This window comes from Streptomyces odontomachi, assembly GCF_024435355.1.
Lineage (GTDB): Bacteria > Actinomycetota > Actinomycetes > Streptomycetales > Streptomycetaceae > Streptomyces > Streptomyces odontomachi.
The window spans coordinates 48,168-69,256 of record NZ_JAMJWG010000020.1 but is presented as its reverse complement, the minus strand read 5'-3'; the positions used below and the strand labels follow the sequence as shown (position 1 = coordinate 69,256).

The 21,089-nt window shown below is 67.8% G+C and carries 13 protein-coding genes and 4 CRISPR repeat arrays (1 of these 17 only partly in view); of the genes, 5 read left to right on the top strand and 8 right to left on the bottom strand.

Annotation, left to right across the window (positions count from 1 at the left end; all coding sequences use genetic code 11):
* Positions 1-49: 49 nt before the first annotated feature.
* The 5 genes from hydA (at position 50) to NQO67_RS32665 (ending at position 8,932) form a co-directional block, all read left to right on the top strand.
* Positions 50-1,441 carry a dihydropyrimidinase gene (hydA, locus tag NQO67_RS32685; protein ID WP_255953979.1) on the top strand — a complete coding sequence of 464 codons (1,392 nt, stop codon included), beginning with the start codon at positions 50-52 and terminating at the stop codon, positions 1,439-1,441.
* Between the two features lie 400 nt (positions 1,442-1,841).
* Positions 1,842-2,612: a CRISPR direct-repeat array (repeat unit 29 nt; unit sequence CTGCTCCCCGTGCACGCGGGGATGGTCCC).
* A gap of 91 nt (positions 2,613-2,703) precedes the next feature.
* Positions 2,704-3,648: a CRISPR direct-repeat array (repeat unit 29 nt; unit sequence CTGCTCCCCGTGCACGCGGGGATGGTCCC).
* Positions 3,649-3,970: 322 nt separating this feature from the next.
* Positions 3,971-4,747, top strand: a complete 777-nt coding sequence (locus tag NQO67_RS32680) for a class I SAM-dependent methyltransferase (RefSeq protein ID WP_255953978.1) — start codon at positions 3,971-3,973, stop codon at positions 4,745-4,747.
* A gap of 5 nt (positions 4,748-4,752) precedes the next feature.
* Positions 4,753-7,401, top strand: a complete 2,649-nt coding sequence (locus NQO67_RS32675) for an SUMF1/EgtB/PvdO family nonheme iron enzyme (protein ID WP_255954083.1) — start codon at positions 4,753-4,755, stop codon at positions 7,399-7,401.
* Positions 7,398-7,664 carry a hypothetical protein gene (locus NQO67_RS32670; RefSeq protein WP_255953977.1) on the top strand — a complete coding sequence of 89 codons (267 nt, stop codon included), beginning with the start codon at positions 7,398-7,400 and terminating at the stop codon, positions 7,662-7,664. Before NQO67_RS32675 ends, NQO67_RS32670 begins: the two co-directional genes overlap by 4 nt.
* Positions 7,661-8,932 (top strand): hypothetical protein, encoded by a 1,272-nt coding sequence (locus NQO67_RS32665; RefSeq protein ID WP_255953976.1) that lies wholly within the window; start codon positions 7,661-7,663, stop codon positions 8,930-8,932. Before NQO67_RS32670 ends, NQO67_RS32665 begins: the two co-directional genes overlap by 4 nt.
* 154 nt (positions 8,933-9,086) lie before the next feature.
* Positions 9,087-9,973: direct repeats of the CRISPR family, unit length 29 nt; unit sequence CTGCTCCCCGCGCACGCGGGGATGGTCCC.
* Positions 9,974-10,216: 243 nt separating this feature from the next.
* Here NQO67_RS32665 and cas2e read toward each other — a convergent pair.
* The 8 genes from cas2e to cas3 are packed head-to-tail and all read right to left on the bottom strand — an operon-like array spanning position 10,217 to position 19,580.
* Positions 10,217-10,579 carry a type I-E CRISPR-associated endoribonuclease Cas2e gene (cas2e, locus tag NQO67_RS32660; protein ID WP_255953975.1) on the bottom strand — a complete coding sequence of 121 codons (363 nt, stop codon included), beginning with the start codon at positions 10,577-10,579 and terminating at the stop codon, positions 10,217-10,219.
* Positions 10,576-11,565: a type I-E CRISPR-associated endonuclease Cas1e gene (gene cas1e / locus NQO67_RS32655; protein ID WP_255953974.1), complete on the bottom strand. Its 990-nt coding sequence runs from the start codon at positions 11,563-11,565 to the stop codon at positions 10,576-10,578. Before cas1e ends, cas2e begins: the two co-directional genes overlap by 4 nt.
* Entirely contained in the window at positions 11,562-12,344 is a 783-nt protein-coding gene (gene cas6e / locus NQO67_RS32650) for a type I-E CRISPR-associated protein Cas6/Cse3/CasE (protein ID WP_255953973.1), read from the bottom strand. Before cas6e ends, cas1e begins: the two co-directional genes overlap by 4 nt.
* Positions 12,344-13,075, bottom strand: a complete 732-nt coding sequence (gene cas5e, locus NQO67_RS32645; protein WP_255953972.1) for a type I-E CRISPR-associated protein Cas5/CasD — start codon at positions 13,073-13,075, stop codon at positions 12,344-12,346. Before cas5e ends, cas6e begins: the two co-directional genes overlap by 1 nt.
* On the bottom strand, positions 13,072-14,277 hold the full coding sequence (gene cas7e / locus NQO67_RS32640) for a type I-E CRISPR-associated protein Cas7/Cse4/CasC (protein ID WP_255953971.1): 1,206 nt from the start codon (positions 14,275-14,277) through the stop codon (positions 13,072-13,074). The genes cas5e and cas7e overlap by 4 nt, the downstream gene beginning before the upstream one ends.
* Positions 14,274-14,957 (bottom strand): type I-E CRISPR-associated protein Cse2/CasB, encoded by a 684-nt coding sequence (gene casB, locus NQO67_RS32635; protein WP_255953970.1) that lies wholly within the window; start codon positions 14,955-14,957, stop codon positions 14,274-14,276. Before casB ends, cas7e begins: the two co-directional genes overlap by 4 nt.
* Positions 14,954-16,663: a type I-E CRISPR-associated protein Cse1/CasA gene (gene casA, locus NQO67_RS32630; protein WP_255953969.1), complete on the bottom strand. Its 1,710-nt coding sequence runs from the start codon at positions 16,661-16,663 to the stop codon at positions 14,954-14,956. Before casA ends, casB begins: the two co-directional genes overlap by 4 nt.
* Entirely contained in the window at positions 16,647-19,580 is a 2,934-nt protein-coding gene (gene cas3 / locus NQO67_RS32625; protein ID WP_255953968.1) for a CRISPR-associated helicase Cas3', read from the bottom strand. Before cas3 ends, casA begins: the two co-directional genes overlap by 17 nt.
* A 248-nt stretch (positions 19,581-19,828) precedes the next feature.
* Positions 19,829-21,089: direct repeats of the CRISPR family, unit length 29 nt; unit sequence CTGCTCCCCGCGCCCGCGGGGATGGTCCC; it runs 232 nt beyond the window's last position.

The following is a 21,089-nucleotide window of genomic DNA, read 5'->3' as shown; positions in this document are numbered from 1 at the left end:
AACAGCACCGCAGGAACTGCGAGTTGAACGGCACAGGGAGGGGCGAGGCATGACCCGCACACTGATCACCGGCGGTCTGGTCATCACGGCCGCCGACGAGATGCACGCCGACGTGCTGATCCAGGACGGCCGGATCGCCGCCCTGGCCGTCGCCGGAAGCCAACAGTGGTCGGCCGACCGCGTCATCGACGCGTCGGGCAAGTACGTCATCCCGGGCGGCGTCGACGGACACACGCACATGGAGATGCCGTTCGGTGGCACCTACGCGTCGGACACGTTCGAGACGGGCACACGGGCGGCGGCCTGGGGTGGCACGACCACGATCGTCGACTTCGCGGTGCAGACGGTCGGACGCTCGCTCCGGGAAGGCCTGGACACCTGGCACGCCAAGGCCGACGGCCAGTGCGCGATCGACTACGGCTTCCACATGATCCTCTCGGACGTGAACGACTCGTCGCTGAAGGAGATGGATCTTCTCGTCGAGGAAGGGATCTCCTCGTTCAAGCTGTTCACCGCGTACCCGGGGGTCTTCTTCAGCGACGACGGCCAGATCCTGCGCGCGATGCAGAAGGGCGCCGCCAACGGCGGACTCATCATGGCGCACGCGGAGAACGGCCTGGCCATCGATGTGCTGGTGGAACAGGCCCTGGCACGCGGCGAGACGGACCCGCGCTACCACGGGGAGGTCAGGAAGTCCCTGTTGGAGGCGGAGGCGACGCATCGGGTGATCAAGCTGGCGCAAGTGGCGGGCGCGCCGGTCTACGTGGTGCACGTATCGGCGCAGGAGGCGGTGGCGGAGCTGGCGCGGGCCAGGGACGAGGGCCTGCCGGTCTTCGGTGAAACCTGCCCGCAGTACCTGTTCCTGTCGACGGACAACCTCGCCGAGCCGGACTTCGAGGGCGCGAAGTACGTGTGCTCGACGCCGCTGCGGCCCAGGGAGCACCAGGCGGCGCTGTGGCGGGGCCTGCGCACGAATGACTTGCAGGTCGTCTCGACGGACCACTGCCCGTTCTGCTTCGTCGGGCAGAAGGACCTGGGCCGTGGCGACTTCTCCAAGATTCCCAACGGCATGCCGGGCGTCGAGAACCGTATGGACCTGCTCCACCAGGCCGTCGTCGACGGGCACATCTCGCGCCGGCGCTGGATCGAGATCGCCTGCGCGACACCGGCCCGGATGTTCGGCCTCTACCCGAAGAAGGGCACCATCGCGCCGGGCGCCGACGCAGACGTCGTGATCTACGACCCGCACGCCGAGCAGACGATCAGCGCCGAGACGCACCACATGAACGTCGACTACTCGGCGTACGAGGGCAAACGCGTCACGGGGCAGGTCGACACCGTGCTGTCGCGCGGTGAGCCGGTCATTGAGGGCCGGAGGTTCGTGGGGCGAGCGGGGCATGGTGCTTACCTGGCACGGGGCCTGACGCAGTGCGAGTCGTGAACGGCTGGCGTCGGTTCTAACTGCGGGCCCCCGGGGTTATCTGCGTGATGGTGCAACGGTTATGAATGACGGATCGGCTGGTGGGGAGCCGGCGGATGATGCGCATGGCCGCAGATTCGAGCTGGCTACCCGCACGCACGGGGATGGTCCCTCCAGGGCCGGGGGCGCTCCGGAGGGCAGCGATGTAGAGGGAGCTTTGTGTCGCGACGATAATGTCTGGATCTTTGTCCTCGGGTGCGGTGAGGTGGCCGAGTCTCTGATAGTGACGTCGTGTGGTTTGTCTGTGTGGCATGTCAGACTGTGCGACCCTTCTTGATCTTCCTATATGCCTGATAGGTGCAAATCGATGAAACTGGCTGTCTTCGGCGTCCTCTCTTAGAGAAGTGCCTGGTCGCGAAGACTGCTCCCCGTGCACGCGGGGATGGTCCCCCGGCCGCCGACCGTGGAGGCGAGGTTGTTCACTGCTCCCCGTGCACGCGGGGATGGTCCCGTGCCGCGGCAGAACGGCAAGGGCGGCATCATCTGCTCCCCGTGCACGCGGGGATGGTCCCCCGCTGAAGGTGCAGGGCATCGCCGACTATGGCTGCTCCCCGTGCACGCGGGGATGGTCCCACGGTGATCCGGGGACGGGCGGTGCTGATCTGCTGCTCCCCCTGCACGCGGGGATGGTCCCGAGCGGTCCATCGGCGCCACGGCGAGGGTCACCTGCTCCCCGTGCACGCGGGGATGGTCCCTGATATCAGTGCGCCATAACTTGCTGCCGGCACTGCTCCCCGTGCACGCGGGGATGGTCCCTGGCCGACGTGGCCGGCATGCAGACCGTCAAGGACCGGCTGGCTGCTCCCCGTGCACGCGGGGATGGTCCCCACCCATTACTGGGCAGACCGCCGTACGACGCCTGCTCCCCGTGCACGCGGGGATGGTCCCATCCACCAGTTCGCGACCGGGCACGCCGTTCACTGCTCCCCGTGCACGCGGGGATGGTCCCGGTCTTGGCATCTTCACCGGTGCCCGGATCCGCTGCTCCCCGTGCACGCGGGGATGGTCCCTACAACGAGTCGTTCGACAACCCGCAGTTCTACTGCTCCCCGTGCACGCGGGGATGGTCCCTACACCGAGTCGACCGGCGGGCGGTACCTGTCCTGCTCCCCGTGCACGCGGGGATGGTCCCGACGAGAAGCCCAAGGAAGAGGAAGAGACTCCCTGCTCCCCGTGCACGCGGGATGGTCCCGTCAGTGAGCAGTGCTTCGCTGTCCTGTGGGGCTGCTCCCCGTGCACGCGGGAATGGTCCCCGGGTTGAGCCACCTCCCCACCCACAGACGCCCTGCTCCCCGTGCACGCGGGGATGGTCCCTTCCCGAACCTGCGTGACATCAAGCCGTTCAACTGCTCCCCGTGCACGCGGGGATGGTCCCGAGGACTGATCATGAGCGACTTGGTTCCCCGCCTGCTCCCCGTGCACGCGGGGATGGTCCCTCGTGCGCGTGCCAGCCCTTCTCGGTCGCGTCCTGCTCCCCGTGCACGCGGGGATGGTCCCAGGCCGACTTGAATGATCACGAAGACGAGTGCCTGCTCCCCGTGCACGCGGGGATGGTCCCGCGCCCGTCAGGGCAAGCGCCGGGACACGCCTCTGCTCCCCGTGCACGCGGGGATGGTCCCAGGGCCACGACCACGGCGATGACGAACACGAGCTGCTCCCCGTGCACGCGGGGATGGTCCCTCCCCGACGGGCGCGTCGTCGTCACCGCCAAGCTGCTCCCCGTGCACGCGGGGATGGTCCCGAGCCCGACATGATCGCCATCGGCCCGCTCTACTGCTCCCCGTGCACGCGGGGATGGTCCCATCTTCGCCGAGAAGTCCCTGCGGCAGGCGGTCTGCTCCCCGTGCACGCGGGGATGGTCCCCGGCGCTCGGCATCGCTCATCAGGAAGCCTCCCTGCTCCCCGTGCACGCGGGGATGGTCCCCGGAGCCTCACGCCGCCGTCGCTGACTCGTCGCTGCTCCCCGTGCACGCGGGGATGGTCCCACCTCGGCGCGCAGTTCGGTCCGCTCCTCCTGCTGCTCCCCGTGCACGCGGGGATGGTCCCTGGACACCGCCACCCACGGCGGCCCTCTCACCCTGCTCCCCGTGCACGCGGGGATGGTCCCGTGTCCTGGCCGTCCGCACCGTTGGCCGCGCACTGCTCCCCATGCACGCGGGGATGGTCCCCTCCTTGCTGTTCCCGCTCGTCTACACCGGCGACTGCTCCCCGTGCCTGCCGTGCCGTTCTCACGTCGAGGACACCTTGCCGTCGAGGCCAGACGACCCGGGAGGTGGCGAAGAAGCCCGTCGCCGGCCATCGCACTCAACGGCTTCCGGTGGTGGCGTGACCCAGGCGCCTTCGGGGCATTGCTGGAGGGGCGGGGAGTATCAAGGCGACCCGGATGTCGTCTGAGTCGATGACGGACTGTTGCGGCGTGAGCACTCGCGATAGCCTGTTCTGTGCCTTATACGGCACGACTGGCGATACGGGAGGGGCACGAGGGGGATCGTGGAGCAGCGTGATGTGCGCGGACATTACGAGGAGTTGGCGGCCGAGTACGACGAGCACTGGGTGTATGGCCCGCATTACATTCCCTGGATGTCCGCCCGGATTGCTGAGGCGTTGCGGCTTGCTCCCACTGACCGGATCGCTGACGTCGGCTCCGGGACGGGCCTGTTCGCCAGGGAAGTTGCCAGGCAGCTCCAGCCGCGCCATCCCCTTCTGTGTGTGGATCCGTCCGAGTCGATGCTCAGCCAGCTCGGCACGCCGCCTACGGCCGGTCTGAAGCCGATCGTTGCTTCTGCGGAGGACATCGCCGAAGGACGTACTCGTCTGCCATACGAACAGCTCGATGCGCTGTGGTTGAAAGAGTCGGTGCATCACGTGGCCGATCCGGCGCGAACCCTGCGCGGCCTGGCTGATCAGTTGGCGCCGGGAGGCCGGCTGCTGGTGGTGATGCTCCCGGCCAGTATCCAGTATCCGCTGTTCGAGGCGGCTCTGGCGCGCTTCGAGGAGTTGCAGCCGGACCCGGCCGTTATCGAGGGTCACCTGGCCGCGGCGGGGCTGGAAGCCAGTCTGAGTTATGTGGAGCATGAGCTGCGCATCGATCGGGACAAGTACTTCGGTATGGTGCGTGCCCGCTATATGTCGTTGCTTTCCACCTTTAGTGACGACGAGATCGAGAAGGGCATCGCAGAGATGCGTAGCGCTCATCCGGAGCCGGTGTTGGTGTTTCCTGACCGGCTCGCATTCGTGCTCGGCCGACGGGGTGGGGAGTCCCTGTGAGCTCCATGGTCGACGAGCGCCTGCGGCGCCTACGGAGTGAACTCGACGACCATTCGAGGATCGCTGACCGGTTGGGACTCGATCTGGAACGGCCGTTGCGGTCTCTCAATGACGGCTATCCGGAGAATGCCGTGGCCTTGGTCGGAAAGCTGACCGAGAAGCTCCTCAAGGAGTTGTGGCGCCACCACGGCGTCGAGGGCGACCCTGCGACGAAGGCCCTGAACGACCTGGTCAAGCGATGCCGTCCGTACATTCGCAGCAGCACGGTGCTGGATGCGCTCGACGACATTCGGCGGTTGCGGAACCGGTCCACGCACGACGGGTACGACATCAGCGACGAGGACGGGCTGCTGGCGGTCCGCAGGCTCGTCGATGTGCTGGTCTGGTTCACCGCCACCGGGAGCGCGGCACTGCTCGGCGGTGAGCCTGACATGGCGCCCGAAGTGGCCCGCCGCTGCGAGTTCCTTGCCGGGCTGTACCTCACTCTCGGCTACCGGCAGGCCAAGCGCTTTGTCCTGAGCCCGGACACCGTGTACCAGCTGTTCTGCCGTGAGTCGGGGATGCGGCTGGAGTACGTGGAGCTCATGCTCTCCAGGGATGCTGACGACTTGAGGACCGTCCTTGCCTCCAGCGATGGTGAGCTGCTGCGGACCCGCCTGCCCAAGCTGACGCGCTTCGTCGTCCTGGATGACGACGGTGGTACGGAGCCCGGCGCCCTGCGCGGGATGCTGGGGCTTGATTTCCGAGTCGTACGCTATGACGGCTTCGTCGATACCATCGTCAACCTCGATCAGCACCTCGCCGATCTCCCCTCGGCCGACGAGCCGTCGGAGCCGCGGGCCGCTGTCCCCGCGGCTACCCTGACCACTGACCCCCGCACCGGCGAATCGACAATGGAGCATTCCGGCGATGCGGCCCAGCTCGTGGCCCGCCTCGCATCCGGCAGTGCGAATGTCTTGGTCACCGGCCGTCCGGGGAGCGGCAAGAGTACGCTCCTGCGTTCCTTGGCTGCCGATCCCGAAGTCCGGCGGTTCCGCTTCTACTTCGACCTCGGTCTCAAACCGAAGGGCGAACCGTTCTCCGAGTACGCGGCCCGTCTCCTGGCACCGGCGATGAAGTCAGATCGCTCGCGCGCTTATGATCTCTTCCTTTATCTCATCCGCTCCGGGACGGCACTGTGTGTGCTCGATGCGGTGGACGAGGGCGTGGAGGAACCAAGTCCTGCCGGCTTCTTGCGGCTCTTTACCGATCTCGCGGCCGTCTTGTCCGCCGAATCCGCGGTGGTGATGAGTTCGCGGGTGTCGTTCCTCGCGGATTCTCCCCAGGTACGTCAGCTGCTGGACAGCGGCGCCGGCCGCTCCGAGCAACTGGTCGAGCAGATGTACGTCAACGGGCTCGACCCTTCGCGTGTGCCGCACTTCCACGTTGTACGTCTGGCCGACCCTGAGGCAACGCCTCTCGAGAAGCGCCTGACTGCGTCGCTGAATATCCCGGCGGGGAAGCCGCTCGCGGACATCCTGGGCGTTCACCTCACGAGGACGCTGGCGGAGCAGGGGCAGCCCGACCTGGAGCAGCGCCTGCCAGCCGTGTTCGGATATGCCTTCCTCACCGATCGTACGGTGTTCTCCCTGCTCGACGCACACAGACAGTTGGGGGCGGACGCCTTCCGAAACGGACGCCTTGACCTCGATGCCTGTGTCCTTGGCCCGCTACTGCGGCCTGCCGGGTCCGATCACCTTGCTTTCGTGCACACTGCCTACCAGGAACTGCTGGCTGCGAGATTTCTGGCCGAGCCGAAGAACCGGGAAATGGCAGCGGATCTTCCCGGCGGTCCCTTCCTCACGGAGCAGGTACGCGCGTTCCTCGCTGGCATGCCCGGCACCTCGGACACGGACGACTGTGTGCTCCCTGCGGGGGCCTACCTGGTCGGGCCGGCGGAACGGCTGCTGATCCGCCGCGTCAACGGTCCCGTACGCTTCGACCGTCACGCGGTGACCGTCGAGCGCTACCGACGTTTCCTCGACGCCCTCGACGCGGACGGCACCTCCCGATGGGATCATCCCGATCAGCCGGCGCACATCACGCACAGTCCCTGGACTGACCGATTGCGGTGGCCCGACTACTACGAGAATCCGCAATTTGCCGACCATCCGGCCATCTGCGTGAACTGGTGGAGCGCTTACGCCTTCGCCGCTTTCGAGGGCAAGCGCCTGCCGACAGCTCTGGAATGGGAAGCCGCGGCCCGCGGCGATGATGGACGCCTCTTCCCCTGGGGAGACAGCCCAGACATCACTCGCGTGAACTGCGCCGACGCGTGGATCGAGCGGCCTGTGATGACGTACCAGGCCTGGTATCGGGACTTTGCGGGCGACGCTGTTCGACGCGCCGGGGTGACACCCGTCGATAAACGGCCGGACAACCGCTCCCCGTTCGGCATGTACGACATGGTGGGCAACTGCTGGGAATGGACCTCCACCATCTTGGACGACCCAGGCGAGGCCGTCATCTGCGGTGGCAGCTACGACAACCCCATGCGGGCGGTGCAGACCAGCAGCAAGGGCGTATACCGCAAGCGCGGCGGAAGTAACGCTGTCGGCTTCCGATGCGTTCAGGACATCGACCCGTCCGCGACAGGAGAGGCGGTGACGGCGTGAGCGGCACCGGGGCACGTCACGGAACCATCGTCGACAGGCGCCCGAGCGGCGGAGGACTCAGCGGCGCCCTCGGCTCCTACGTGGTCCGGGACGATCAGGACGAGCGGTACTACACCTTCGACTACCGGCAAATCGTGACCGAAGGCTTTCGGACCATCCGCACGGGGGAGCACGTCCGCTTCTACGTCAGCGCTGAAAGCCCCGATCGTGCAGAGTTCGTCATCCGACTAGACCAGCCCGACCCAGCCGAGTATTACCGGTGACCAGTTATGGAGCTTCGCCACTTGAGAACGTCACCGGCGCACGCCAGGAGCTGACCGTCGTCCTGCCGGTACGGCTGCTGCGTATCCCCGACTGGCCCGAAGGTCCCTACCCGTTCGAGCTGGGCAACCGACTCACTGACGTCCAGACCCGTTCCACCTACTTCGCCCCCGCCTCCGCCCGCGCCCTCTACGGGGCACCCGGACGGCCCTGTCGATGGCACCTGCCGCTGGACGTCAAGCACGACGGACTACACCTGCTCGGCATGGAGCTCCTGCGTGCCGCCACCACACGCAACAACGAACACGCCCTCGCAGTCCTGCACCTGAGCGTGGAAAGACCGCTGTTGCCAGTACTTCGAGCCCTGGCCGGACGCAGGCCGAACACCGGCAATGAAATCCTTTCCGGGCCCCTGGACCCAGTCATGCTGTTTGCGGGTGTTGCCGACGTCCGCGATCACGAGGCACCGTTTGCCATAGCCCGGCCATACACGGTCGCCTTCATGACCCCGACCGCACAGCAAACCCCGGCCCTGCGCTTCAACCTGGAAGGGGAACTGCCCCCCTCTGCTGACCGCTGGCTGTGGCAGCTCGCCTCATGCTCGACACCTGAGGACTTCCCCCTGCCACCGGAGACCGCCGGCGAGCAATTCAAAGACACCGCGAGGATTTCCGCGGACTGGAGCGCCCTGGTGCTTCGTCAAGGAGCTGCCTTCCTGGGCCACCGGGCCGACACCGGTACGGGCGATTTCTTCGAATTTGCTGCGCTGCACTCTCGTTCCGTGTATCTAGACGCTCTCCTGCTCGGTTCACTCCAACGCGATCAGATCGACGAGTTGACCGACGAACTCTCCCATGTGTTCACATCGTCGCAGCTGGCAAAGCGGGTGGCCGCACTGGAACGGAGTATCGCTGTCTTTCGCAGCACCTACTGGCGTCAGCATCTCACCGCCCATGGGGCAGCGAACGACCTGTTGCTCGCCTTCCAGAACCAGCACCGGCTCCCCGCCCGCTTCGACGAGATCCTCGCCGAAGCGGCCGACTACAGTCGACTCGTGCAGACCCAGGAAAGCCAGCAGATCAGCGGTGCCCTGGGCGTACTCACCATTCTCGGCCTGCCACTTGGCACAGCCCTGAGCATCTTGCAGGTTCTCGATGACCACTCTGTGGCACACCTGATCGTCTCGCTCATCCTGTCCATCGCCGCCACGGCCGCGGCCCTCACTACGCGATATGGACGCCTGGTCCTGACGTCTTTGCGGGCGAGGTGACGAAGTTTTTCACGTGGCGAAACGGCCATGACGATGACCCGGCGCCGTATGGCCTCTTTTTCGTCTACTTCATCCAGCTATTTCTGATATGAGCAATTCTCTGAAGGTGGTATTTTCTCGGCACCTGCCGTTAAGAAATCCCTGGTCAGAAAGTCTGCTCCCCGCGCACGCGGGGATGGTCCCGGTCGTATGTCGAACAGCGTGAACAGCCCCCGCTGCTCCCCGCGCACGCGGGGATGGTCCCACCATTCCCGGAGATTCGCTGTGTGGCTCCCTCTGCTCCCCGCGCACGCGGGGATGGTCCCTGCGTCCTCGTAGCCCAGTCGCCGTGCGAGTACTGCTCCCCGCGCACGCGGGGATGGTCCCAGAGCTGGATGCGGGCACCGCGCTGGAGGGCGCTGCTCCCCGCGCACGCGGGGATGGTCCCCACGCTCTGGCTGCAAAGGTCGCAGCGCATCACTGCTCCCCGCGCACGCGGGGATGGTCCCTCGTCCGGTCTGGGCCAGACGAACCGGGCCACCTGCTCCCCGCGCACGCGGGGATGGTCCCTGCCTCTGGGTGTCGGTGACGTCCGAGAGATGCTGCTCCCCGCGCACGCGGGGATGGTCCCGCAGTCTCGCCTGGGACGTGTGAGCCGATGACCTGCTCCCCGCGCACGCGGGGATGGTCCCGCCCCCTCGCGCCACACACGCAGGGAGCATCCCTGCTCCCCGCGCACGCGGGGATGGTCCCGGGGTACGGCGCCGGCCGGCGACGCGGCCGCCCTGCTCCCCGCGCACGCGGGGATGGTCTCTACTACTCGACCACGAACAGGCTGGCTGAAGCCTGCCTGCTCCCCGCGCACGCGGGGATGGTCCCACCGACGCCTCACGCATCCGACACGTGGGCTACTGCTCCCCGCGCACGCGGGGATGGTCCGCTCGAATACCCCCACCATTGAGGGACCGCCGTCTGCTCCCCGCACACGCGGGGATGGTCCCCGCATCACGGACAGGTCGAGGTAGAGCGGTAGCTGCTCCCCGCGCACGCGGGGATGGCCCCAGGGCGACAGCGGTGACCCCGAGGCCGGTGGCCTGCTCCCGGCTCTAGCAGGGACGGGTACGTGCGCTGCCACTGCGCTTCGGGATGTGCTCCCCGGTTCCGGGGAGCACATCGCGAGGACGTTTTGGCCACGAGTAGTTGACGTACAACTGGTCCCCCCGGCCCCCAAGGTGCTGGAGGCGCCCGACACTGTGACGGCGCCAACCCGTGCCATGGGGCGTCGCCTGTCCATTGCGGTCGGGCCTAGCCTCTTCCCCACCGGCGGCGTTTGGAGGCCCGGCTCCAACCTGGCGGTGGAGTACTTGGGGTCTGCGTTGGTGAAGCCTGAGCCTTTGCGGTAGGGCGTTGGATCAGAGTGACCCCTTCGTGGTCGATCGGGTGCCACTGGTGGTCGAACGTCCTGAAGGTGAAGCCCTGCTCGTTGTTGGTGGTGTGGGCCAGCAGAGCTCGGCCTTGGCCGGCGTACTGCTGGACCTCGTTCCAGAGGGCATCGCGGATGCGGGCCGAGGGGTTGCCGATGAAGACCCCCGCGGATATCTCCAGGAGCCAGCGGGTGAGGAAGCCCCGCAGACCACTGGGGCAGTTGGTGAGGACTATGACCGTCACCAGGTCTCCCCTCCGACAAGGTTCCAGCCCTCGTACTCGTCCGGGCCGTCGTGGTTGACGCCCGAAGGGACGTGGTGGCCGCCATCGCTCTGGAGGGTCGCGATGTCCTGGTCGTCGCCGAGGGCTGCCGCCTTCGCCTGATCTGGTGCCAGCAGCAGGCGTCGGATGTCGTCGACGCACCGGTTCAGCAGTGAGGTCTCGTTGATTCTGTCTCTCAGGGCGCGTCGGGTGCGTGAGCCGACGTCCTCTTCTCCCTCCGAGGCGGTGTCGAAGGCAAGAGGGATGCCGATCTCCGTCTTGTAGAGGTCGGCGATGTCCAAGACGAAGGACAACTCGTGGCCGGAGTGCACGAAGCCGAGCGCCGGACTGCATCCCAGAGAGGTGACGACGGCGTGTGCGATGCCGTACATGCACTGGGCAGCTGCGGTGATGGCCTGGTTGACGGCGTCTCCGGCGCTGAAGTCGCCCGGTACGTATCGGCGGCCCCGCCAGGGCACGCCCGTGCGGGCCGATTCGGCACGGTAACAGACCTTCATCCGTCGTCCCTCCCGTCCGAGTAGCTCACGCCGGGTCAGGCCGACCGGGTCCTCATCGGGGAAGCGCAACCGATACATCTCTCGGGCCACGGCGAGACGGCTGCGCGGGTTGGCCCACTGCTGGGCCTGAGCTTCCATGAGGGCCGAGGAGCGGCTGAGGGCGCGGCCGGACGCGTAGTAACGCACCCCGTGTTCACCGACCCAGCAGACGGCGGCCCCGGTCTCGCCGAGGACGCTCATGGCCTGGTGGGTGATCCGAGTTCCCGGCCCTAGGAGGAGCGTGCCGATCGTCGCGGACGGGATGTGTGTGGTGCCCTCCCCATCCTGTGCCGTGATCGCGTTGGCGTCGCGGTGGACGGTGCAACGCTCCAGGTAGATGAAGGAGAGACGGTCACCGGTGCGGGTGAGTTGTCGAGGACTGGGGGCCGGACGCTTGGAGACGGTCGTCATGTTGTGCGGGGACTCCTCGCGAGCGGAGCGAGGGTGAGAAGGCCACAGCCATAGGCGCGGGCTCGGCCGATGCCCTGGGTGAGGGAGCGGCGCATCGCGTTCGGGTCGGTGACCTCGAGGTGTCCTTCGAAGGTGACGGTGACGACAGTGACTGGCCCCCTGCGGCCATCGGCGGCGCCGGACTTGTTGAAGGCCAGGGAGCGGGCGTCCCGTATGGCCAGCTCGTACCGGTCGCCGGGGTGGGGCCGCTTCTGATGGGTGGTGCCCTCAGGAAGGAGCCGCCGGTCGTCGGGCTTCTCGCAGATGCGGAAACCGAGGCGCTCCTGGCGCCTGTCGTCGAGCAGCCATCCCATCTGGTGGATGGGTGTCAGATGCGCGGTGATCTTCTGCTCTTCGCCTTCCTTGCGGCGGATCTTGTGCACGGGGTTCGCCGTCAGACGGAACGACCAGCGATCGCCGGCGGTCAGACGATCGAGGAGTGGTGCGTAGGCCCGGGTCTGCCAGCCGGGATTCTCGCGGGTGGCGACGGCGGGCCAGCCGGCCTGCTCCACCAGGTGCGTCAGGTCCGGCTGACCGGGGCTGACGATATAGAGCAGGACCTCGGCGCGAGCCATCTGATCCAGACGCCACAGTACCCGGGGCGAGTCCGGAGGGGGGCTGTCGGAGGGCAGGAGCTGCGGGAACGACGACATGACTGCCGCGTGCATGGCCTGCGGTGAGGAGAGAAGCTTTCGGGCACCGGGCCGCGCAGTGTTGACGCGGAAGCGGGAGATGAACATCAGTCGCGCTCTTCCTCCAGGGCAGCGAGGGCATCGAACGGATCGTGGTTGTCGTTGCGGCTGCTGTCGGCCGGGATGGGCAAGGGGACCGGATCGGAGATGACCGTGCGCAGGGCGTGCCGGCGGTGCGCGGCATCGAAGCTGACGGGCTGGTCACGCAGGACGTCCGCGTTCCTGGCGGACTCGCCGTCGCCCATCTCGCGGAGCACGGGGAGGTTCTGCGGGGCTTGCCGGCGCTTTCGGTACCAGGCGGAGGCCTGCCAGGGCACGTTCGCCAGAACGTCTTCCAGGCACCCGCCCTTGTGCAGGTCGAGGCAGAGGGGCTCGGAGGGCGGGCAGGAGCGTCGCCCGAGGAACGGCGGGTACACCGGAGTGCGTAGTGCGTCCCGCAGGCTGGTGAGCAGAGCGTGGTCGCCCTCGACGGCCGCGACGAACACGGCGTCGGCGAGGTAGAACCTTTCCGACAACGGCATTGATACCCCGGTCACGGCGTGGTGCGCGGTCTGGAAGTCACGGATACGCGTGCCGGGCTGGTCGATACGGACCCCGAACCGCAGCGCGGCCAGGGGTGCGAGGCGGGCGTCGTCGTCGCGATCGATGCCGGCCGCGGAGGCGAGCAGGCCGATGACGCCGCTCTTGGTCGGCGCTGATTCGGTGGTGCGGCGGGTGAAGCGGGATGCGGCTCCCCAGGACTGCAGGGGGCCGGCCAGACGCAGGGCAAGCACGCTCATTCGGGCTTCTCCAGGCGCTCTGTCACGGCCTTGCCAACGGCCTCCACGAGCTCACCCATGGTCTCGGTCTGAGTGCCGAGGTCGACGAGCTTCTGGGTGTTCGGGCCCACGCGCAGCACCCACGTCTGGGTGGTCTCCGGGTCGCCATAGGCGCGTTCGACATCGGACCCGTAGGCGGCGAGCCGGTCGGAGGCCTCACGCACGTGCCCACCGGCGTCGCTGCGGACCGGGTCCTCGAAAGCAGACACGAAGCTGATCGGTCGGGTGGCGCGGAGCTTGACGACGACGGCGTCAGGCTGCGTGTGATGCCCAAACGTGTTGATCTTCCCTGTGGGCAGCGAGGCGATGAAACTGTGCACGAACGCCTCGACGGCACGGCGTACAGGCTCGGTGCGCGGCTCGTCCTCACGCAGGCCCTGGCCGAGGTTGGCGGCGAGCTGGTGCACGCCGAGGGCCGCGTAGCGGTACAGGGTGGCGGAGTTGAAGTCGACGGTGCCGATCATCCCGGCGCCGGTCTCCTCGTCCTTGTTCTCGTCGTCGACGGCCGTGTAGTAGTCGGACTCGTTGTCCACCCGGTGGACGCTGATGGCGTGGGCGACCTGGACGGCGGCGTCGACGTTGATGTCGGCGATGTCTGCGACCATGCGGCCGAAGAGGGCGATGTCGACTGAGTGCCGGGTGTCTGCGATCTCCTTGGCGCGGGCCTTGTTCTCCTTGGTCTTGAGGAACGCTGTGATGTCCGCGGCACCCTCCAGGGCGAGGTGTGCCAGGCCGTCGAGCTGCCGGGAGCTCAGGAAGACCAGGTATTTGCTTTCCGGTGCGGGGGTCGGGGCGTCAGGGTCCTCGTTCTTCTTCGCCTGGTCGGCCTTGCGCTTGGGGACCTCGGTCTTGAAGCCGGCCGCCTTCACCGTCTCGTCGGCCAGCTTCAGTGCCGCCTCACGCTCTACGGTGCCGTCGAGCCCGGCGATCCGGTCGGCGAGGAGCTCCACCACCTTCTTGGTGCGCACACCCAACTCGGCGGGGTCCAAAAGGTGCTCGTCATCGAAGTAGGTGCGGATGGCTCGCTTCCACGCCTGGCTGGAGACACGGGCACGCGGGACACCCCCGTAGACGGCCGTCTTGGGTGCACCCGTGTCGTCCCGGTTGAGGTTGCTGGGCGGGACGGTCTGCAGGGCGTGCACGTCCAGGAAGATGCGGTTCACGAATGGTCCTTGTCGGTGTGCGGAGCGGTGGGGTTGTCGCCTGTGGGCTGCCGGGGCCTGCGCGGCGGGGTGTGGAAGGAACGGCCCCACGCACGGCGCACGGCGGACGGACCGTCGGGCCACTGCCACACGTACAGCTGGCCAGCCAGCAGGCCGTAGTCGAGTGGGATGCTTTTCCGGCGCAGCAGGGCGACGATGTCGCGCAGCCGCTGGGCGAGAGAGACCAGGTCTGGTGCGGTGCCGGCGCGGACCAGGCGCTTGCGTACGGGCTCGTCGATGTCATCGGGTGGCATCAGCCGCCGCACGGCCGCGCCGAGGCTGGCTGGCTGCCCGGGGGAGTGGCACCGGTGCATGGGTTCGCCGCGGGACTGCTGGTGGAATGCCCACAGAGTCAGCGCTGCGTGCACCGCGTTCTCGGCGCGCATCACCTCAGGTTCGCTCAGGTGCCTTGGCCCGCCCTCCTCCTGGGAGTGCAGGGCGCCAGTGTCGATCAACGTCCACAGGTCCGGCGATTCCCCCGCCTCCCGGCCCGCACCACGGCGCAGGCGAGCGAGGGCGGCGACGGAGTGCGACTCGTCGGCGAGGTAGCCCCTCTGCCAGCCGCTGATACTCGCCCTTGTGAGTTCGGCGATGCGCGCGCTCACGCTGGGGTCCTTGGCCGGGGCGGAGCCGGTCGTCATGCGTGCACCTTCGCTTCGGTCGCGGTTTGGTCGGTGTCCGGGCGGCCGCCGCTGTCGGGGGCGTCGGGGTCAGCAAGTTCTCTGGCGAGACGTCCCCGGAACCATCGGTCTGCGAGGCCCGTGTTCAGCCAGTGAGTCGCGTTCTTTCTGTCCGTGTAGACCCGTCCCTCCCACGCAGCGTCACCTGCGGCGGCGATGAGACGATCACCGAGACGACTCACCGTTCCTCGAACCTCGCGCTGCCATGTCTGCCGATGTTCGAAGGGGTCCGTGACCTGGGCCATTTCGGCCAGCCATTGCCGGTATGGATGTTCCAGTGCGTCGAATCCGGTTGTCCGCGCGGCCGACTTGGGGCCCTCCGCCTCGGAACCCACGGCCCGGGCCAGGTCAGCCGCCAGATCTCCGAGGACGCGAACCGCCCTATCGGCTTCCTCAGCCGCGGCGACGGCCTGCCGAGCGTATCTACGGTCTTGTTGGTGAAGGAGGACGACGGGCATCTCCAGGCGGTCGTCGACGACCTCGTCGATCACGGACTGTTGGGTGCCGTAACTGACACCCACCAGTCGGGTGCGTATGAGTGAGTGGCGGGGGAGGTGGCGGTCGGCCACCAGCCGGGCGACCCACTCGAGAATCCCAGGCCGGAGGCGTGGCGCCGCCTCGCTTCCGCCACTGCTCTCCAGCCGGTCGGCGACGAGGGCTGCGATGCCCCGCCAAGCCGAGCGGGCCGGATCGTGTTCCAGGGGCAGATACACCGGGGACTGGCCCAGCTTCTTCTCCTGTGCGGGACTGCGCCGCCACGAAGTCATCGGCTCCTGATCGTGCATGTTCCTTGAGGCGAGCGGATCGCCGTACCCGAGGACAACCCCGTGGACGCCGTCCGTGTCGTAGTGCAGGCGCACTCGTCGGGACTGCCATGTGTAGAGGTCACGCAATCCGGTCGCGGAGCGCTGATCGGATCCGGGCCCGCAGGGCTCGCGGCGCCACGCCGGCAGGTCGCTGGAGGAGAAACTCAGTCCCTCGGTGTCCGCTGCCACCAGGTTGAGCAGCAGGGTTTCACGGAGCGTCGCACCCTCGACGAAGACGCCGCCCAGCCCGCCAGCCCATCCGGTACCGAGGGGGTAGACCTTGCCGCCCTTGACCCGCTTGTCGTCGACCATGCCGGTCTTGATGCCGGAGGTGTCGTAGGCGTGAACGTGGACTACCCAGCGGGCGGCCTCGGCAAAGCTCAGCCGGTCCACGTCCGGCATCCGCGCGCTGAAGAACGGGTCGCCGGCAGGTACGTCGGCCACGATGCGGTTGAGGGAGAAAACCTCGTCCTTCGCTGTGCGGAGCCCGGCGGTCTGCATGAACGGCGCCGTGGGGTGAAGAAGGTCGAACCGGTCGCGGTGCTGCGCCAGATAAGCCTGGACGGGCGCGAAGCAGTCGGGCTCCCCCCACAGTTCGCTCCAGTCCTCGGCGTCATCTGGCCCGTCCAGGGCGTCGTGGGCGACGGCCAGGAGAAGCCGCACGAGAGCGAACTCCTGGGTGGCCAGGTCGCCCACGATCTGCCGCAGATCATTGGCCTGTGCGAAAACCTCGCTCAGTGACAGCTCGTCCTCCGATCCGTTGCACCGGAGCACTCCGATCCACGGTTGGTTGGTCAGATCGAAGGACAGTGCCCCTTCGGCGCCTGTGGCAGCAGCAGGGGGTTCAGTCGTTTGAGTCATGGGTTACCTCAAGGCCGTCTTCCGGGCTGTACCGGAGGGTGAATCCTGCCAGCCGGGTCCGACAGTCCTCGTCGAGAGCGAGGATCAGCTGGTCGGCGAGCCAAGGACTCTCCTTGCCCTGCCAGTGGGGTAGATACAACTGCTCCAGTTCGGCGATGGCACGGTCCATGATCTCGGCGTAGGAGAACTGCATCGGCAGCCGCAGCCCGCAGCTCGCCGCCGTGCGGCCCGCGAAGCGTACTGGTGCCGCGTTCTGCGGGAGTTCGATGCCGGCGCGCGGCCGTTCCCTGCCGTCTGGCTTGAGCCAGGGCAGGGTGGCGAGGCTTCCGTCACCGCGTCGCTGGACGACGACGACTTCCAGGCTGTCCCGGGTGTCACGGACCTGGGCACGCCCGGTCGGAGTGTCGTCGGTGTCTCCCACACCGGCGGCGACCCAGCCGAACAGCGGCCGCCCGGGTTTACCGACATCTCCCAGGCGGAACACGGCGGCACGCTCCGTCTGATCGTCGTGGTGCTGCTTGAACTGCGCGTGGGCTTCGCTGAGCGCGTCCTGCCAATGCTCCGGCCCGACGGGCTCATCGCTGTAAGCGCTCTGCACCAGAGGGCTGATGTCCGCCGGTAACCGCACAGGCCGCTCGGTCCCGCCGTCGAGGTGAGGGCGGAGGACGGCCGCTGACCGCAACAGCGCATACCGCCCGTACACGGCAACAGATCCGTGCACTGGCTCGGGTACATCCGCTTTCCAGTCGACGCCGGTCACCAGGCACCGTGCGGTCCGTAGACGCTCGGGCCGGTCACTCTGGTGTGGCCCGCGCTGATGGCGGTGCAGGCGGCCCATACGCTGCAGGAGAAGGTCCACCGGGCACAGGTCGCTTACCAGCAAGTCAAAGTCGACGTCAAGAGACTGCTCGGCGACCTGGCTCGCCACCACGATGTGCTGCCCGGCGGGCCTGTCGTTCGGCTTCTCGGGAGGACCGAAGAGCCGGAGCAGTGTGCTGTCCTTCTCCGCACGGTCGAGATCGACGAAGCAGGAGTGGGCAACAGTCACGTTCTCGGCGCCGAACCTTGCCCGCAGAACCCGAGCCGTCTCCAGCACCCGCCTGACGGTGTTCCGGATGACCAGTACGCAACCACCGTCCGTCAGTTCACTGTCCAGCCGGTCCGCGAGCACGCTCAGATCGTCGAAGATCCGCTCAACCTCGACCTCTGCGGACCGCGCCGAGGCCTGCGGGTGCCGGACCAGCGCGCTCCCGCCCGGAGCGACGGCAGTCAGCAGCGGGTAGGCACCTGATTCCGCCACATCCTCGGCAGCCGCCCCGGCACGCCCGCCGTAAGCCTCGACGAGCTCTCGGCGACGCGAGGCCGGCAAGGTCGCGGAAAGCACCACGACCGGCACCCGGTACGCCCCCAGCCATGACAGCACCCGATCCAAGTAGACACTCATGTATGTGTCGTAGGCGTGCGCCTCGTCGATGACGACGACCTTTCCGGCAACGGCGAGGTGCCGCAGTGCCAGGTGCCGGCTCTTGAGTCCGGCGAACAACAGTTGGTCGATGGTGCCGGCGACGAACGAGGCCAGCATGGCCCGCTTACGGCCTCGCAGCCAGGCATGCGCCACGAGCTCGGCGCCGGCCCTCCTGTGGTTGTGCCCTGTCCTGGACGTTGCTCGGGATTCGGTGTGAGCGCCATCGAGGTCGACAGCCGCCACGCTGCCGGCCCTGGACATCAGCCCGGCGAATCGCTCGTTGAGAGCGGCTTTGGAGTGCGCCAAGTGCACCGAATAACGAGTGCCGTCTGCCGAGGGCAGCCGGTCCAGCCAGTCGAGCAGTCGCGGAAACATGGCGTTGCCCGTGGCCATCGTGGGCAGCGCGAAGAACACTCCGCCCGCCCCCGAGCGTGCGGCGAAGACCTCCGCAGCGGCGAGCGCCGCCTCCGTCTTGCCTTCTCCCATTGGCGCCTCGATGACCATCAATCCGGGGAAGTCCATCTCCCGCGCCAGGGCCACCGCCGCCTCCTGGACCGGACGCGGCTCGGCACCGTTCGCGAGATCGAAACGGGAGGTGAAGAGGTCCTGCACAGAGCCGTGCGGTTCCTCGACCTGCCACGGAGCGGGCAGATCAAGCCCTCCCCAGGCTCTGCTGAGCCGCTCCTCGTCACTGTGGGATGCGGCATCGGGGAAATACGGGAAGAGGTCCGGGTTGCTCGCGATCCAGTCGGAGACGATGACGATCGAGGTGAGCAGCACCTGAACGGGCTGCGGCAACTTGACAGCCCTGCACGCCTTGAGTAACTCCTCGACACCGAAACGAACGGCGCACGCGTTCAACAGCTCGATCTGCACATGGCGCCAGGTGTTGCTACTTGGACCAGGTGTCCGCAGCAACTCCTCATGGTCGTCCAATGCCTTGATCTGGCCCGGCTCCGGCGGTACACCGTGATGGCCGCCAACGGCCACCGTGAACTGGCCGGTCTGCGCTCCCCGCCAGCCGTGTCGCTCCTCAAGCCACTCGGCGAGCAGGAGCTGCCCGGCAAGGCCATGCGGTGCTAACCGACGATCCCGTCCCATCGCCGCACGGGAACGCATCTCCAGGCCCTGGTCACGCATCGCGTCGGCGAGCAACTCGACCTGGCAGGCGAAGGCAGGCGTGGCCTTACCGATGTCATGAACACCAGCGAGCCATACAGCCAGGGCACGCGCGTCCTCGTCGCCACCTGGGAGCGCTTCGCTGATCAGCCTGCGCACTCCGAGCGGCAGCCACTGATCCCAAAGCAGCCCCGCCACAGCAGCACTGTCTTCCATATGACGCCACAACGGCAGCCAGCCATCAGTATCGCGATCATGCTTCGCCCATACCGCCCGAGCAGGCGCCCCCAGCTTGCTCAGCAGGCTACCGTGGGCACTTCCCCCACTGGTCATATGAGATATGTACATGATGTCTGTATCTCTGGATGGGTGTTTCGATGATATTTCGGCAGTTTCAGCCTTGAGAGTGAGTGGGCGTCATGCCGGTGGGCGGACAGGAGGATCTGGGGGTGGCGAGCCAGAACGTAGTGTGGTTGTACATGTCGAAGATCGGCCGGAGGCCGGAAATGGGCAAATTGCCGGCATCTGTAAAACTTGCTGAACCTGCGCTCTGCTCGTTGTAAAGCTGCAGGTCGTGAAGTCTGCTCCCCGCGCCCGCGGGGATGGTCCCTACCCGCAGACCCTCACCCGGGCGGCGGTCAACTGCTCCCCGCGCCCGCGGGGATGGTCCCTGGCCATGCACGACGCTGACCGAGGACACGGCCTGCTCCCCGCGCCCGCGGGGATGGTCCCTCCAGCTCGGCTCGGGCAACGCGGCCGGCGCCCTGCTCCCCGCGCCCGCGGGGATGGTCCCAAGACCTCACCTGCGCTCCCGGATGTCCTCGCCTGCTCCCCGCGCCCGCGGGGATGGTCCCCCGGCCTGTTCGGCGTCCGCGCTCGTCGACGACTGCTCCCCGCGCCCGCGGGGATGGTCCCTGGGCGGTGAGACGGAGACCGGTGCGCGACAACTGCTCCCCGCGCCCGCGGGGATGGTCCCTATGAGCGCGGCATGACGTTGTGGGAGGTTCACTGCTCCCCGCGCCCGCGGGGATGGTCCCCCGGATTGGCTGCTAGCGGAGGTGCTAGACATCTGCTCCCCGCGCCCACGGAGATGGTCCCGACCCGAAGCATGGGCGCGGACTGTGCGGCCCCTGCTCCCCGCGCCCGCGGGGATGGTCCCTCATGCACGGTGGGCTCGACGGTGCCACGATCCTGCTCCCCGCGCCCGCGGGGATGGTCCCCGAGCCAAGCGGGAAGACGGCACCCTCGACCTCTGCTCCCCGCGCCCGCGGGGATGGTCCCGTTGGCGGCATGCCGGGAGAAGTGGCGGTCGACTGCTCCCCGCGCCCGCGGGGATGGTCCCTCATCGCCGTCCTGCGCGTGCGGGCCGAGGACCTGCTCCCCGCGCCCGCGGGGATGGTCCCTCCATCGGCTGCGTTGGTCTGTGGCAGATCAACTGCTCCCCGCGCCCGCGGGGATGGTCCCGACAGCACCGGTGCGCCGGACCCACAACAGCCCTGCTCCCCGCGCCCGCGGGGATGGTCCCTCTCCTCGGCGAAGCGGCGACCTGGCCTTCGTCTGCTCCCCGCGCCCGCGGGGATGGTCCCGCGCTGTCACTCGATCTGGTGCTGTCCGGTCGCTGCTCCCCGCGCCCGCGGGGATGGTCCCCGGTCCGACTGGACCGGCCGGGACACGACCAGCTGCTCCCCGCGCCCGCGGGGATGGTCCCCGTGCCCGACAGCCCGCGCTCGTCGGCGTGCTCTGCTCCCCGCGCCCGCGGGGATGGTCCTATGCAACCTCGCAGGTCAGGGCCGGTTGAGGGCTGCTCCCCGCGCCCGCGGGGATGGTCCCGCGGGCACCACC

Excerpts from the sequence above, each read along its gene's own strand:
- hydA (WP_255953979.1), top strand. The coding sequence starts at position 50 with ATGACCCGCACACTGATCACCGGCGGTCTGGTCATCACGGCCGCCGAC.
- NQO67_RS32675 (WP_255954083.1), top strand. The coding sequence starts at position 4,753 with ATGGTCGACGAGCGCCTGCGGCGCCTACGGAGTGAACTCGACGACCAT.
- cas1e (WP_255953974.1), bottom strand. The coding sequence starts at position 11,565 with ATGACGACCGTCTCCAAGCGTCCGGCCCCCAGTCCTCGACAACTCACC.
- cas6e (WP_255953973.1), bottom strand. The coding sequence starts at position 12,344 with ATGTTCATCTCCCGCTTCCGCGTCAACACTGCGCGGCCCGGTGCCCGA.
- cas5e (WP_255953972.1), bottom strand. The coding sequence starts at position 13,075 with ATGAGCGTGCTTGCCCTGCGTCTGGCCGGCCCCCTGCAGTCCTGGGGA.
- casB (WP_255953970.1), bottom strand. The coding sequence starts at position 14,957 with ATGACGACCGGCTCCGCCCCGGCCAAGGACCCCAGCGTGAGCGCGCGC.
- casA (WP_255953969.1), bottom strand. The coding sequence starts at position 16,663 with ATGACTCAAACGACTGAACCCCCTGCTGCTGCCACAGGCGCCGAAGGG.
- cas3 (WP_255953968.1), bottom strand. The coding sequence starts at position 19,580 with ATGACCAGTGGGGGAAGTGCCCACGGTAGCCTGCTGAGCAAGCTGGGG.